This is a genomic window from Salmonella sp. SAL04213 (assembly GCF_046550535.1).
In the GTDB taxonomy this organism is placed as follows: Bacteria; Pseudomonadota; Gammaproteobacteria; order Enterobacterales; family Enterobacteriaceae; genus Salmonella; species Salmonella enterica.
Genome location: NZ_JBGDXS010000002.1, coordinates 701751 through 716320 on the forward strand (window position 1 = coordinate 701751; position 14570 = coordinate 716320).

Below are 14570 nucleotides of genomic sequence, written 5' to 3' on the forward strand. Positions count from 1 at the left end.
CCTCCCCGCCAACATGCGCAGCAAGTACTCAAAGGTTGAACACCTCAAGCAAACCAGCCGAATCTCAACGAGATCAGACCCAAAAGTCCTGCAGCAGCAAAGACATTAATCAGCACGACGGTTTTACTGGAAACATTCATTTTCGCCACCTTTCATCATAACCCCTATGGGTATAGTACGGGTTGGCGAGATCCGCAATAATACGTAAACAGGATATTCTGTAAGCGGAGCCGTGCATTGAGAACGTTTTGCTGTTAAGGCTGATAAACCTTGATGTGTGTCAAATAAAAAGAGCATATTGCGCGCGTTTTTTCCTCTGGTTGGCGCGGATGCCTGATATGACCCTCTTTCAAAAGATATTAATTTTTTACGCCGTCATGGCGGTGATATCATCCCTGATCACCTGGTTTTTGACTCATGACAAAAAACGAATTCGTTTCCTGAGCGCCTTTTTGGTTGGCGCGACATGGCCGATAAGTTTCCCCGTCGCATTGCTGTTTTCGCTTTTCTGACCTCAAGCCCGATACAGGTTACCGGGCATGGTTTTTCCGCCAGGTCAGGCTATCAGGGCAATTAATTGCGCTCTGTCTACGTCGGTAACGTCCTGCGGATGCCGATATCCTGCGTTCTCATTGGCCAGGGTATACAGCGCAACAAGCCAGTCATAGACATAGCGGCTGGCGGCGTGAACGGGCTGTTCGTCAAGCTTTGTTAGACGCAACATTGTCGAACGCGGCGTTGCGGCGAAAATGGCTGCGCCTTTCTGAACGCGGCTGGCCGGGCGTTGGGCCTCCTCGATATTTGCGTAGCCGAGCCAGGCGATGAAGTTACCAATGATGGCATGGAGCTGCGCGCCGCTAACCTCCTCGCGCTGCATGGTTTTCTGTAACTGCTGAGGTAAACCGAGGCGATAGCTGGCGGTAATTAAAATCTCCGCCACGGCGTTGAGCATCTGCGGTTCCAGTCCCAGACGCTGCGCATTATCCCGGCAGTGGGCCCACTGGCGCAGATGATTGATCCACATTTTGTGCGCCTGATAGCCTGTTTCGTGACCTTCTGACGCTGAAGCGCGCGTTGGTTCGTCGGCAAAGAGATCGATCGCGTCATTAAATAAACCGCTGACCTGTTCTTCTCGCGACTGTCGGGTGCGCAGCAACGCTTCGAAGTTCTGTACCGGCGGTAACAGCCCGGCCAGCAGGTCGCCATGTCTGGCGGCCTGGGCCTGAAGACGCCGGATCACGGTTTCAACCGGTAGCCGCGCGTCATCAAACATCGGTAACAGATCGCGCACGCGGCCTCGCAGTTGTTCGCGTAACGCCTGTAAGCGTGCCTGTCGCTGTGGTGCCGATGTCGCCTGCGATAACCACTCCACCAAACGCTGCATACTGTGTTTATCCAGCGCCTGCAACGTTCCCCAGTGCACGCCAGGTTTACCCATCAACTGCTGGACGGCTTCATCCAGATTTTGCTGGGTGGCAAAACGGGCATCCTGTGGAGTAATAGCCCAGACGACGCCGGGTAACGCTGATTCATGCTGCGGCTGCGTGGCGTTAACCCACTCCAGTAAGTGACGGGCGGCGGCGGATGTTTGCGAGCGAGATGCCAGAGCATTGCAAATCACCAGAACATCGGGCTGTACCTGCTGACGGTAATGGGCCAGCATCCAGCCTAATTTCGCCCGCCATAACGGATGAGGATGACTGTCTGGCGCGACCGGAATATCCAGTAAATCAACGTTATCCAGTACGCTGTTTTCAACGGTTAGCACCAGTTCGCGGGTAAGCAGCGCCAGAGAATCAAGCGAAAGGCTGACCGCATTGAGCAGTCGGCCTTCCTTAACCGGATGCACCACCACATCGCTTTGCGTATCGCTGGCGGTTAGCGCCATTTGCGTCAGGAAGTTTTCCGCCGGTAAGCCAAAATGATCGACCAGCAGGCTGAGCGGCGCCGCCAGTTCCCCGGCATGGCTGGTTTGTTGCAACATATGCGCCAGCGCCAGCCATTGCTGGGTGATCTCCGGCTGCTCTCCCCACAGTAATGCCCAGGCGTGCGCCCGTGTCGTGAGATCCAGCGCAGGCAAGAGCGAGGCAAAGTGTTGCCATGTCGCATCATCAATATGTTGTCTGGCGGACGGAAGACAAGAGCGCCAGAAACTCGCGATGGTCGCTACCTCTTCAGCGGTAACGCCGGGGACGGGCTGCGGTTGGCGAAGCGATTGCCATTTCTCCAGGCGTGATGTGATAATGGATTTTTCGACCTGGCGACAAACGGGGGACGAGCTGGTCCAGGCAATAAAGATCTGCACCAGTTCAGCTTCACTGATCAAGCGCAGGCGCAACGGCCAGCCGCTCTCGTTTGAAAAAATGTCGCGCGTAAAGCGAATAGCCATATTCGCTGGCGCATGACCCGGATTGATGTGGCTGAAATAATCATAGTCACGGTCCGGCGTGATAATTTCCAGCTTGCCATTCTCGTTACCGCATAGCGTCGTTAACAGATGCGCTTTTGCGGATTGCGCATACCCGTACAGACCGACGCAGCCATGTGATGCGCAGGCGGCGTTGAGCGCTGACTCATCCGCCGCGGCAAGCGTAAGTTGCGCCAGCAGAGCATCGGCTTCATCATCCAGCCGCGTTGCGTAACGGCGCGTGTTGTTAACCCACTCGATAACAGCCTGGGTGGCGTTTAACGGTTTTGTCATTTCAGGTATACACTCCCGCTATCTATCCAGTAGTGGCTGCCGCTGTGGCGACGGTCAGCCAGCGTATTCAATTTTAATGTCAGCGCATCGGCGGCGACCGGCGTCCCGTCCTGGAGCCAGGCATCACTTAATATGAACGATTCCGGGGCGCTATCTTTGCTACTGCCGCGTAATTTCAGTCGCACATTCAGTACGCCGTCGCCAGCGATGGTTTTCGCCAGTTCGGCGGAATTAATGCTCAGGCAATAGAGTGGGGTTGCCGGCCAGCGACTATTCGCCAGTTGACGAAAGCCCAACGTCACGTTGCCGCGTAGCGGAAAATGCAGGCGTGCGTCCAGCGTTGCGCCGGGTTTATCCAAATCGATCTCGTGATACCAGATGTTTTCATCGCGAAGCGTATTAACGGTATTATCCAGTACGCCGAGATAACGCACAGTCGAATACGCGCCGATATCAGCCGCTTTAAAATTGAAACGCGGCAGACGTAAGTCCAGCGCCAGGCTGCATAACATCGCGCCCACCGCAGCAGTGGATTTTGGATTACCGATACGCCCTTGTTGACTGAAGGGATACCATTCATGTACCTGATACTTATCCATCCACACAATGCGATTAACCGGCACCGGTTGTAAGTGCCGGATGAGCGCCTGTACGCCGGGTAAACAGGTCGGTCTCCCCGTCACCAGCAAGATATCGCAGTGATAGTGGGATATCGCTTCGCAGACCGCATGAAGCGGCGTTGTCAGCGTAAACTGGCCGGCCAGCAGAGCCTCCTGAAGCTGGCTAAACTGGATTTGCAACGGCACATTGAATATATCAAATGTCGGCGAACCAGACGGTAAGGCATGATCGATCGCCTGCTGGATATAGTTCATCACGTTGCTCGTTGGGCGGCGGATCAGCAGATCGCCAAATGTCGCGTGTAAACCGGCAAACGGATCGTTAATGTCGCTTTGCTCCCAGGCGGAAAGTACCGCGTGGCCCAGCGGCATAAATAATTGCAGCGCCGTTTGCTGGCGCAAAATGGCCTGAGTATCAATTCGTCCCGAATCGCCAAATAAGGTCGCCAGCAGGGCGGCGGCATCCGTAACGCCTGCCCGTTGCAACGCCGTTTGCAGGGAAGGGAGTACGCAACGCTGAATGATATCCAATAGCAGATCGTCCCCGGCGACTTTAAAACCTTCGCGAAACAGGAGGTGAGGCGTAATTTTTACATTGGCCCCCACGCCGTCATCTAACTGATAGTGAACGATCGCCATATCCGTCGTGCCGCCGCCGATATCAATCGATGCCACGCGCAACGCGCGTCCGGGGACGACGCCGGGTTCAGGCTGGCGATCCGGTCTGGCCAGCGCATTAAAAAAGGATTCGGTACGCCCGGCGTAATGCGAAATGGCTTCGTTATAAAGCCATACCAGTTGGCCGCAACTTGCTTCGTCCCATTCCATCTGTATTTCTGGTACCGGCACCACGCTTTTTTCACGCTGCTTAGGCGTGGTGAAATCCTCATCCTGCGGATGCCAGCCCATGGCTTTCCAGACCAGCGCCAGCGCTTCAAACATTCGCTGGCGGAAAATTTCTCGCTCCTGTTTCGGCATGGCGGAAGGCAGCGTTAAAATCAGGGTGCGTAGCTGGCGCGGCGAGGCGGGAAAGCCGAGCCGCAGCCGGGTGGCGACGCTGTTAATTTGTCCCAGCGCCTGAGCCAGAATTTCGCACAACATATGCGTCATCAAGGTGCTACGGCTGTATTGCGGCGAAAAAACCGGTAGCCTTTCTTCATGCGGCAGGCGGAATAACGGCTGTCCGTCGTCGTTCATCAGATTCATCAGCGGAAACGCGGTGGCAAGCGGTTCGCGCTGCGTTTTACCGTGGATCTGGCTAAAACGCCAGTCCTGCAAGGCGGGGGTTTCATCCCACAGGTAGCGGCGCGGGCTGGAGATGCCGCTGCTGCCTTCGGTGCCCACACGCTGCATAGCAAGGGCGCGAGCCTCGTCGCCCACACGCACAATGGAAGGCCAGACAAAGGCGTCGTCTCGTCCGCTTTCGACAGAAAAGTGTTGCTTGCCAAAGCGTGCTTCCGAGAATTCTACCCGGCTGGTAAATAAAGGATCGTTCAGATACTGCGGCTCGCTTAAAGAACGCACCTGAAGCTCTGCCGTCTGGCGTAAGCCGTCATTCGCGTCGCCATGATCCTCGATCAAGACGCCGCAGGTATGCGTATTGCCGACATCCAGAATCAGATCGACCGGGATTGCGGGCGTGCTTAACGTATGTGTCACAAACTTCACTTCCGGCACCGTAAGTTGTTCGCCTAACAGCGTCAGTAAATTCAACCAGTGCGCCTGATACTCAAAGCTACGCAGCGCTTGTTGTATGGCCTGTTCCGGACGGTTTTCCACCTGTGAGGCATACTGAAGAAACGACTCGCGCAGCCAGCCGTCAATCCATGTCTGGTCAAGAAAATCGGCAACTTCTTCATCGCGCCAGGCGAGCGCAAAACGTGTGCCATTGAGCAGATCGTTTTCGCAAGGCGCCAACGCCGCTGGCATATTTTTTGCCAGTTGACTGTCGAAGGCGAGGGTGATGCGGTGTGTGTTTCCGGCGCTATCTGGCTCGCTGAGTTTACGTACCTGAATGCGCGCCCAGTTATCCGGCCCGTCAATAAAGGTACGCGGCGGATTAAAACGCAGGAACGGCAGGGGGAGCCATATTCCGTCGAGTACATCCAGAGAATAGTGCAGCGTCTGAGTGCTTTCCGGTTTCACGACTTCGGGTTGGCCGCCTGCACGCCCAGGCAACGTGTAGCGCCCGCTGGTCAGATCAAAATCGAGGCGCAGTAGCGGGCCGTTTGCCGTTTTGCGCACAAAGCGTCCGTAGTGGGCCGACTCTTGCGGCGTTAAGCCAAAATCAAGAAACTGGACGCCGCTGTTTGCAATGAGCGTGACGCTCTGTTTGTAATCACACAGATTGACCAACATAAAATCAGGCACCTATCTTTTTAAACGTCAACGGAATTGCCGCGTGGTCGCCATAACGGGCGGTACAGGTTGCGACGTCATTGACGCCTGCTTTACAGGTAATTTCCGGCATCGGATAACGTGAGCCGTCGGTGCAGCGCGCATTGCCGCGACTTTTAATCATCAGCTCGCCCGTTTGATGCAGACCAGAGAAAATTTCCGCCCGACAAACCACGTTATCGCCATGTACTACGCGCGCGATACCTTTGTTATTTTGGATCTGATAACGCAGAGAGGGCGGCTTGCCGGTAATCGGATCTTTGACATCCACGCTGACCCGCCAGCTACCGTTTAAAAAGCGCGTGGTTCCAAGCTTCATCTGCGTATTGTCCATCACCAGCGCGTCTTTGGGGATAGCGGCAATGATAACAGGCGCTTCCGGCAACGGCGCCGCTTTGGGGGCGGGCGTCACCTCAGCGCGATGCAGCGGCAAATGCGCGGTGAGTTCAGGCAAGGGGGTAACGTCAGTTTTCGCGGTAGCGACAGGCGCGGCGCGAACAGGAGAGGCCCCGTCAACGGATGAAGATGGCCAGAAAAAAGGCGTGGCGACGGCGGCGATAACCACGGCAGCGACAGGTAAGCTCCACAGCGGTAGACGGCGAGCTCTTTTCGCCTCAGCGACCGGGATGGGAGTGGCCGACTTCGGCTCGCTAACGATAACGGGCGGCGCAACAGGTTCCTCCGGCATTTTCGGCGGCTCAATGACAGACGTTAACAAAGGTTCATCCGCCTGACTAAACGCCGCCTCTACCAGCGGCTTTTCTTCGGGCTCCGGCTCGACCAGAGGGATGTCGGGGATTGCCTCGGTTACCCGCAGGCAGTCCAGCACATCATCGCGTGTATTTTCGTTGAGATTAACGAATCCCCAGAAGGTGATAACCGGTTTGCCGTTAACCAGGAAAACATGATTTTCGCCGGGAAATTGCGTCGCTTTCTCAAGTAGCGACCCAAATAGCTGGAGCGCTGTTTTACCGGATTGCAGACTTTTGCGACTGAGTGCAGCCGCGCTTTCAAAAGTGCTGGCTAAATAACGTAAAGCCCGAGAACGTGTCTCTTCGTCAGCCGCTTTCCACGCTATCGCCTGACCTTCAATCGGCGAATACCAGTCAACCCGATCGCCATTATCGTTAAGTTGCGGAATCGCCAGACAGTCAACCATCGCCTGCTGTTTACGCAGACGAAGCGTTTCGCGAATTTGCAATGCTGATTCAAATACGGCCTGACCGCCGCCGCCCACGGCCTGATAATCATCCAGATTGCCGCTGCGCAAGAGAGATTTTGCCACGTTGTTATCCCTTAGACTTCTTCACGCGTCTACTTTACGGGGTCTATACGCAAGCAAACGGCGGAAGAAAGGCAAAAAGGCGCGAATTCTCGGTCTATTAAGCCCCGTGTTTCCACTTGACGTAAGTTAAATCAGGGTGGCGGCGGCGAATTACCGCATCGGGCGACAATAACGCGTATAATAGGCGAATCATGCTGTTACAGAATAAAGAGTAGGAGAGCTTATGTCGCACCTGGAGGAAGTGAGCGCCCGCGTGGATGCCGCCATCGCGGAGAGCGTAATTGCCCATATGAATGAATTGCTGATTGCCTTGAGCGATGACGCTGAATTACGTCGCGAAGATCGTTATGTGCAGCAGCAGCGCTTACGCACGGCTATCGCGCATCACGGCAGGCAATATCAAGAAGATCGGGACGCGCGCCGCGAGCAGCTCACCAAAGGCGGCACGATCCTGTAACCCATTAAAACTGGCGCTTCGCAATCAGCCATGCGCCAATGACCAGCAACAGCGCGCCAAACGCCGGCCCGACCATTGCGCGTAACGTGACGCCGTGGCTACGCGCGATATCCAGCGCCAGTCCGCCGATTAACTGGCTGGCGACCAGTACCGCGATAGTCGTCGCGGCGCCAACGTTCTGATACCCGCTAATGCTGGCAAATACAAAAAATGACCCCAGCAGACCGGGGATCAATGTCCACCAGCGCACGCTGGCGACCAGCTCGCCGAAGCCCGTAGCGCCTTGCTTAAACCACAATATCGTCACAAATAAAACGATCCCTACCAGCGAGTTCAACAGCATAGCGATCAGAATCGTCGATGATGTCTGCGTAATACGCACCATAATACTGTTTTGTACCACCAGCCCGACGCCGGCGGCGATCAAAAAGATAAGCGTCAGCGACTGGTTCATCAGCAGGCGTCCGGCGCGGCGTGTTCATCAAGCTGGAGCTGCATAAACGTAAGATCTAACCAACGGCCAAATTTTACGCCGACCTGCGGCATTTGCGCGGTGACGGTAAATCCCAGCGAATGATGCAGGCGTATCGAGGCGGCATTCTGTGACTCAATGCCGGCTACCATCACATGCTTGCCGCAGCGTCGGGCTTCATCGATCAGTCTGCTGAGCAGTTTTCGCCCCAGTCCTTTCCCCTGGTGCGCCGGATGAACATAAACCGAGTGCTCGACGGTATAGCGAAAACCGTCGAAACTGCGCCAGTCGCCAAATGATGCATAGCCAGTCACCACGCCATTTTCTTCGCTTACCAGCACCGGATAGCCCAGTAATTGACGGGCCTCATACCAGGCAAGGCGATTATCCGTATCGACCGTCCGATCGTTCCAGATGGCCGCAGTATGTAATACCGCATGGTTATAGATTTCGGTAATCGCGGCGCAGTCTGCTTTATCGGCAAAGCGAATCGTCATAGGGAACCCCAGGGAATGTTTACGATAGTGTTAGAAATACTATTGAAGGCGGCATAAATCAACGAATTAGCGCAAGAATTCATATTTAGCGAGAGGGGAAAGAAAGTCGTTCATAAAAGCGCACAGCCTGATATCTGAGAGTGTTTAACTCCCTCAGAAAGCTAATGTTCGACTATTATTGATGGATTATGCCAGGCATGAGGAGAATAGAATGAAGCAACAGACCAACCGAAATCGTCGTTGGGTTTTGGCCTCGCGTCCCCACGGCGCGCCGCAGATGGATAACTTCCGCCTCGAAGAAGATGACGTCGCGACGCCCGGTGAAGGGCAGGTGCTATTGCGTACCGTTTTTTTATCACTCGACCCTTATATGCGTGGCCGCATGAGCGATGAACCCTCTTATGCGCCGCCAGTTGAACCTGGCTGCGTTATGGTTGGCGGTACGGTCAGTCGCGTTGTCGCGTCAAACCATCCTGATTACCGACCAGACGAATGGGTGTTGAGTTACAATGGTTGGCAGGATTATGACATTTCAGATGGCGAAGGGTTGGTAAAGCTGGGTGATAATCCGCAACATCCTTCCTGGTCGCTGGGTATTTTAGGAATGCCGGGGTTTACCGCCTATATGGGGTTACTGGATATCGGCCAGCCGAAAGAGGGCGAAACGCTGGTTGTCGCCGCCGCCACCGGCCCCGTAGGCGCAACGGTTGGGCAAATTGGTAAGCTGAAGGGCTGCCGGGTCGTGGGTATTGCTGGCGGCGCGGAAAAATGCCGTCATGCGACAGACGTTTTGGGATTTGATCTGTGCCTTGATCATCACACTGATAATTTCCCACAACAGCTTGCGCAGGCCTGCCCGCAGGGTATCGATATCTATTATGAGAATGTCGGTGGTAAAGTCTTTGACGCCGTCTTACCGCTACTGAATACGTCGGCGCGGATTCCGCTCTGCGGTCTGGTCAGCGGCTACAATGCGACAGCGTTGCCGGACGGTCCAGACAGACTGCCTCTGCTGATGGCGACATTACTTAAAAAGCGTATTCGTCTGCAAGGTTTTATCATCAACCAGGACTATGGTCACCGGATACATGAGTTTCAGCAAGAAATGGGGCGTTGGATCAAAGAAGGGAAAATACATTACCGGGAGCAGATTACTGATGGGCTGGAAAATGCGCCAGAAGCGTTTATGGGGCTGCTGGCGGGGAAGAACTTTGGCAAAGTCGTGATACGTTTAGCGGACGATGCGTAAAGAAAAAATGGCGGCATTATGTCGCCATAAAAATGTGCAAATTTTAAAATTGCGGCTTTACTTATATTCATCATTCAGATCGCGGTGGGGCAGCTTATCTCCCTCAGCGACCTGAACCGGTCAAGAATCTCGATACATGAAGGAATGACGGAGATAAAACGGTTGCCATAAAGAAACCTGTATTGTTGTAAAAGATGAGAATATCACGCAAGTAAATTATCACTTTTATTTATTTGGCCGTTCAGGCCTGGATTATCTTTTTTACAATTAAGTTCCGAAACTTCTTCGGGACTCGATTGCGATGTTGTTCTGCCAAGAGGTGAAGGAAGGAAAATGCCGGGTACGGAAAAAACACAACATATAAGCCTGACCACACAGGTTGAAAATCGGTTAAAGCATCAATTGTCTATTGGCGCATTAAAACCAGGCGCAAGGCTTATCACTAAAAATATCGCTCAAGAGTTAGGCGTCAGTATTACGCCGGTGCGTGAGGCCCTGTTAAGGCTGGTCTCTTCCAGTGCTTTGGCGGTGGCGCCAGCACAGGCGTTTATGGTGCCGGAGATCTCGCTGGAAAGTTTGCTGGAAATTAATACGATTCGTACTGCCCTGGAGGAGATGGCGGTGGTCGCCGCTGCGGGTAAGATTACCCCGGATCGCGAGCAGACGCTGAATGCACTATTAGATGAATTTCAACAGGCGCTGGAAAGTGGCGTTATGGAGAAAATTCTTTTGGCCAACCGCGCATTCCGCTTTGAGATCTACCACTACGCGGATATGCCAACGCTGTATGCCATGATCGAGCAATTATGGGTACGCCTGGGGCCAAGCCTGCATTTTTTATATGATAATTTTAAACTTGATGATTATCAAAACGGCGTTAATCTGTACAGGAAATTGCTTAATGCGTTAGTGACAGGTGATAAAGAAGCCAGTCGCCACTGCCTACAGAACGTTTTGCAACAAAACGTAGCGACGATTAAAAATCAGTACTTCATGTAACCTTTATGAAACTATGACTTATCAATAGCGGGGATTTCCCGCTATTGCCGGATATTTGCCGGATATTTATTCAAATTGCCATGCCAGATTAATCCCCACGCCATAGTTACGCCCTGGCGCTGGCTCATAATATCGGCCATTAGATTCATTAACGATCACCGAACCGATATATTCTTTATCAAATAGATTATCTACCCGCCCAAAAATATCGACGGTAAGCTGACTGTAATTAAATTTATACCCTGTATTTAGTCCAACAACGGTATACGAAGGCGCTTTGGCGGTATTTTCATCATTGGCCATGATATCGCCCATATACCTAACGTCTGTTCCGGCGTACCACCCCTCATCCGGGATAAAACCTAATGAGGCGAATCCCATATTACGGGCGATGCCGGGCATCCGGTTTCCATCACAGTTTTGCCCCTGACAAACGTTACTGCGATAGGTCGCATCCAGCCAGGTCCATGATGCTTTCACCCGCCAGTCGCCGGCGAAGCGCTGGTCCAACGCGAGCTCTGCGCCCTGGCGGCGTGTTTTGCCCGCGTTTTTGTAGGTAGTGCGTCCTCCCATACTGCTGGCGACGACAATTTCATCATCGGTATCGGTTTGAAATAACGCGGCGGTCAACAAGCCATTGCCAATCCGCGTTTTACTGCCGACTTCCACCGTATCATTGGTCGACGGTTTGAGGTCAAAGTTGAACCCGCTTTGGCCGTCAGCGCGATAAGAAAGCTCATTGATTGTGGGAGTTTCAAATCCGCGACCGGCAGCAAGATAGAGATTCCAGGCGTCAGTTAACGCATATTTTAGCGATCCGGCGGGTAGCCAGTGGTGATAGCTGGCGTCGCCGCTGTCATCGCCATTGCCGGGCGCGATATAGTGATCGTTAGAATCGAACCACACGGAACTGTAGCGCATGCCAGCATCCAGCGAGAGTTTTTGCGTAAGCTGCCACTGGGTTTGCAGATAAGGATCGACATTCCACATCAGGTTACGCTCATCCCGGCGTAAATCGCCTTTATGCCCAAACTCAGGGGTGCCGTTGTTGAGGCGGAAGTTATTGTAGCCCTTGCGGTTTTCGCTCATGTTTTCATAATTTAATCCGCCAGTGAAGGTGACCGGCACACCTAATTCTCCCCGGTGAGTCCAGCGGGAATCAATGCCCTGATAGTGGCGTTGCAGTGTAATTACGCCGCCAGCCTGAGCCGGTTTTAGCTGTGCTACCAGGGGAATAGACTGGTATTGCGTGGTTTCCCGCTCTCCGGCGTAGGCCATCACGCTGATATCATCCTGCGCGCTGAGCTGACGTTCATAACGCAATCCTGCCTGAGTTTGTTTGATGGTTTTACGCGTATTGTACTGTTCAGCGCGCGGCGCCTGTTGCGGATCGGCTTTCCATTCAGATTCGGTAAGTCCGCCGGGATCGTCCGCCTTAATGTCCACACTATTAAAAATCAGCGAGAGTTTACTGACATCGTCAAGGCGCACGCCCAGTTTGGCATTAGCCAGATTTTTTCGCGCGCCGCTGTGATCGCGGTAGCCGTGGGTGGTGAAACGGGTAGTCGATACCGTGTAATCCACGTCGCCTGGCTGTGTGCCGTCACCCATCGCGCCCGTGGCTTTTAGCCCATAGCGCCAGCTTCCATAACTGCCGTAGTAGCTGCTGGCCTCAAGGGTGGGCGGCTGTCTCCCGGTTTCGGTGGTGACATTTATTACGCCGCCGGAAGCATTGCCGTATAGCGCTGAGAAGGGGCCGCGTAACACTTCAACGTCTTGTATGCTGTTAATATCAATATTCGAAATCTGGCCTTGCCCATCCGGCATGGTGGCGGGAATGCCATCAACATACAGACGAATGCCGCGCACGCCAAAGGCGGAACGCGAGCCAAATCCACGGATAGAGATTTGCAGATCCTGCGCGTAGTTCTGCCGGTTCTGCACCTGCAATCCCGGGACGCTGGTTAAAGACTCAGATAAATTGACGCGTGGCGTCGCCAGACGCATGTCTTCTCCCTCAATGACGCTAACGGCGGCAGGTGTATCCAGTTCGGATACGGTTTGCGGCGTTGCGGTGACTATCATGGTTTGTTCATTGGGCGCGCTGGCGGCCTGAAGGACCGGGGAGAAGGTCAGAGGCAATAAGAGGGCGGGATAAAGTCGCTGTCTAACGGAAATAATTTTCATGAAAATGCCGGATAATTGTAAGCGTATCAACGGAAAACGTGACATTAAGGGTAGTCAATATGTAAAGTTTTGAAATTTTAATCGCACATTAAGTTAAGAAAATGTGCGTTATTTAAGAGCCATGACATTCGCAGGCGAGGAAAAGCTCCACTTTCTGATAAATAATGATTATTATTCTCAACTTATAATAAGTGCGGAACGAAGATCCCGCGCAGTGAAGTAGTGTGAAGCAGCTATACACGTTTTTATCAAAGGGAGTCGTCATGCACTTACGTCATCTTTTTTCGCCGCGCCTGCGTGGTTCTTTATTGTTAGGTTCGCTCCTCGTCGCATCCTCATTTAGCACGCTGGCGGCGGAAGACATGCTGCGTAAAGCGGTAGGCAAAGGCGCTTATGAGATGGCCTGGAGTCAGCAAGAAAACGCGCTCTGGCTGGCTACATCGCAAAGCCGTAAACTGGATAAAGGCGGCGTAGTTTATCGTCTCGACCCGGTGACGCTGGAAATCACGCAAGCGATTCATAACGATCTCAAGCCGTTCGGCGCCACCATCAATGCCGCGACCCAAACGCTGTGGTTTGGCAATACCATTAACAGCGCTGTTACCGCGATTGATGCCAAAACGGGTGATGTAAAAGGTCGTCTGGTACTTGATGCGCGCAAACGTACTGAAGAGGTTCGTCCGTTACAGCCCCGTGAGCTGGTTGCCGATGCGGCGACCAACACGATCTACATTAGCGGTGTTGGTAAAGAGAGTGCTATTTGGGTAGTGGATGGCGAAACCATCAAACTGAAAACGACGATCGAAAATACCGGCAAAATGAGTACGGGTCTGGCGCTCGACAGTAAAGCGCAACGCCTGTACACCACCAATGCGGATGGCGAATTTATCACCATCGATACCGCCAGCAATAAAATTCTCAGTCGTAAGAAGTTGCTGGATGACGGTAAAGAACACTTCTTTATTAACCTGAGTCTCGATACCGCAGGTCATCGCGCGTTTATCACCGACTCGAAGGCGACTGAAGTCCTGGTTGTCGATACCCGTAATGGCAATATTCTTGCCAAAATCGCGGCGCCTGCCTCTTTGGCCGTCCTGTATAACCCGACACGTAACGAGGCGTATGTGACGCACCGTCAGGCAGGGCAGGTCAGCGTGATCGATGCGAAGACCTATAACGTTGTTAAAACGTTCGATACGCCGACGTACCCGAATAGTCTGGCGCTATCGGCAGACGGTAAAACGCTCTACGTCAGCGTGAAGCAGAAATCGACACGTGAACAGGAAGCGACGCAGCCGGATGATGTTATTCGCATTGCTCTGTAAATAGGGTATGGAGGGGGAAACCCCTCCAGTCATCTCTTTAAACGCACCGATACGCCTCGTTACACCCCGCCGATAGCCTGATGATTCTGTGAGAATTACACTGCCTTTTTGCTGTAGTTAACTCATTATATTCACGAGGAAAATATGAAAAAGTTATTTATATGCTCAGGTTTGGGCATGATGTTTTTTATGCTTGCGGGTTGTACAACCAACTATGTGATGACGACGAAGAATGGGCAAACGATCGTAACTCAGGGTAAGCCACAGTTAGATAAAGAGACGGGGATGACCAGTTATACCGATCAGGAAGGCAACCAGCGGGAAATTAACAGCAATGATGTGGCGCAGTTGATTAAGGCTGACTAAGCATTGGGCGCGATG

At 53.1% G+C, this 14570-nt stretch carries 13 protein-coding genes; 6 read left to right on the plus strand and 7 right to left on the minus strand.

All coding sequences use genetic code 11. The features are described from left to right. Positions 1 to 44: 44 nt before the first annotated feature. A complete protein-coding gene (yncL, locus tag ACLJPQ_RS08295) occupies positions 45 to 140 on the minus strand; it encodes a stress response membrane protein YncL (protein WP_001103198.1) in 96 nt (31 codons plus the stop codon). 198 nt (positions 141 to 338) lie between these two features. Here yncL and ACLJPQ_RS08300 point away from each other — a divergent pair, with 198 nt between their 5' ends. Next, a complete protein-coding gene (locus tag ACLJPQ_RS08300) occupies positions 339 to 512 on the plus strand; it encodes a GhoT/OrtT family toxin (RefSeq protein WP_000171943.1) in 174 nt (57 codons plus the stop codon). A gap of 44 nt (positions 513 to 556) precedes the next feature. On the opposite strand, the gene srfC is transcribed toward ACLJPQ_RS08300, so the two are convergent. Genes srfC through srfA form a run of 3 tightly spaced genes read right to left on the minus strand, consistent with a single transcriptional unit; the run spans position 557 to position 7003 of the window. Beyond that, positions 557 to 2701: a virulence-associated effector SrfC gene (gene srfC, locus ACLJPQ_RS08305; protein WP_042947234.1), complete on the minus strand. Its 2145-nt coding sequence runs from the start codon at positions 2699 to 2701 to the stop codon at positions 557 to 559. Further along, positions 2698 to 5679, minus strand: coding sequence for a virulence factor SrfB (locus ACLJPQ_RS08310; protein WP_000960825.1), 2982 nt, complete (start codon positions 5677 to 5679; stop codon positions 2698 to 2700). Before ACLJPQ_RS08310 ends, srfC begins: the two co-directional genes overlap by 4 nt. 4 nt (positions 5680 to 5683) lie before the next feature. Next, a complete protein-coding gene (srfA, locus tag ACLJPQ_RS08315) occupies positions 5684 to 7003 on the minus strand; it encodes a virulence-associated effector SrfA (protein WP_001129953.1) in 1320 nt (439 codons plus the stop codon). A gap of 223 nt (positions 7004 to 7226) precedes the next feature. On the opposite strand from srfA, the gene ACLJPQ_RS08320 reads away from it, so the two are divergent. Further along, complete coding sequence (locus tag ACLJPQ_RS08320) at positions 7227 to 7460, plus strand: YdcY family protein (RefSeq protein ID WP_000018720.1); 234 nt, start codon at positions 7227 to 7229, stop codon at positions 7458 to 7460. Positions 7461 to 7464: 4 nt separating this feature from the next. Here the strand turns inward: ACLJPQ_RS08320 and ACLJPQ_RS08325 are convergent, their stop codons facing one another. Both ACLJPQ_RS08325 and mddA read right to left on the minus strand, forming a co-directional pair. Then, positions 7465 to 7914, minus strand: coding sequence for a DMT family transporter (locus tag ACLJPQ_RS08325; RefSeq protein ID WP_001076571.1), 450 nt, complete (start codon positions 7912 to 7914; stop codon positions 7465 to 7467). Then, entirely contained in the window at positions 7914 to 8429 is a 516-nt protein-coding gene (gene mddA, locus ACLJPQ_RS08330) for an L-methionine sulfoximine/L-methionine sulfone acetyltransferase (RefSeq protein WP_000155373.1), read from the minus strand. The genes ACLJPQ_RS08325 and mddA overlap by 1 nt, the downstream gene beginning before the upstream one ends. 211 nt (positions 8430 to 8640) lie before the next feature. Here mddA and ACLJPQ_RS08335 point away from each other — a divergent pair, with 211 nt between their 5' ends. Further along, complete coding sequence (locus tag ACLJPQ_RS08335) at positions 8641 to 9678, plus strand: NADP-dependent oxidoreductase (protein WP_080184714.1); 1038 nt, start codon at positions 8641 to 8643, stop codon at positions 9676 to 9678. 333 nt (positions 9679 to 10011) lie between these two features. Next, complete coding sequence (mcbR, locus tag ACLJPQ_RS08340; protein ID WP_001119592.1) at positions 10012 to 10677, plus strand: colanic acid/biofilm transcriptional regulator McbR; 666 nt, start codon at positions 10012 to 10014, stop codon at positions 10675 to 10677. 66 nt (positions 10678 to 10743) lie between these two features. On the opposite strand, the gene pqqU is transcribed toward mcbR, so the two are convergent. Continuing rightward, positions 10744 to 12864, minus strand: a complete 2121-nt coding sequence (gene pqqU / locus ACLJPQ_RS08345; RefSeq protein WP_080184713.1) for a TonB-dependent receptor PqqU — start codon at positions 12862 to 12864, stop codon at positions 10744 to 10746. Positions 12865 to 13127: 263 nt separating this feature from the next. Here pqqU and ACLJPQ_RS08350 point away from each other — a divergent pair, with 263 nt between their 5' ends. Next, positions 13128 to 14189, plus strand: a complete 1062-nt coding sequence (locus ACLJPQ_RS08350; RefSeq protein ID WP_000550638.1) for a YncE family protein — start codon at positions 13128 to 13130, stop codon at positions 14187 to 14189. Positions 14190 to 14333: 144 nt separating this feature from the next. Then, positions 14334 to 14555, plus strand: coding sequence for a YgdI/YgdR family lipoprotein (locus ACLJPQ_RS08355; protein WP_000732362.1), 222 nt, complete (start codon positions 14334 to 14336; stop codon positions 14553 to 14555). The last annotated feature ends 15 nt before the right edge of the window (positions 14556 to 14570 follow it).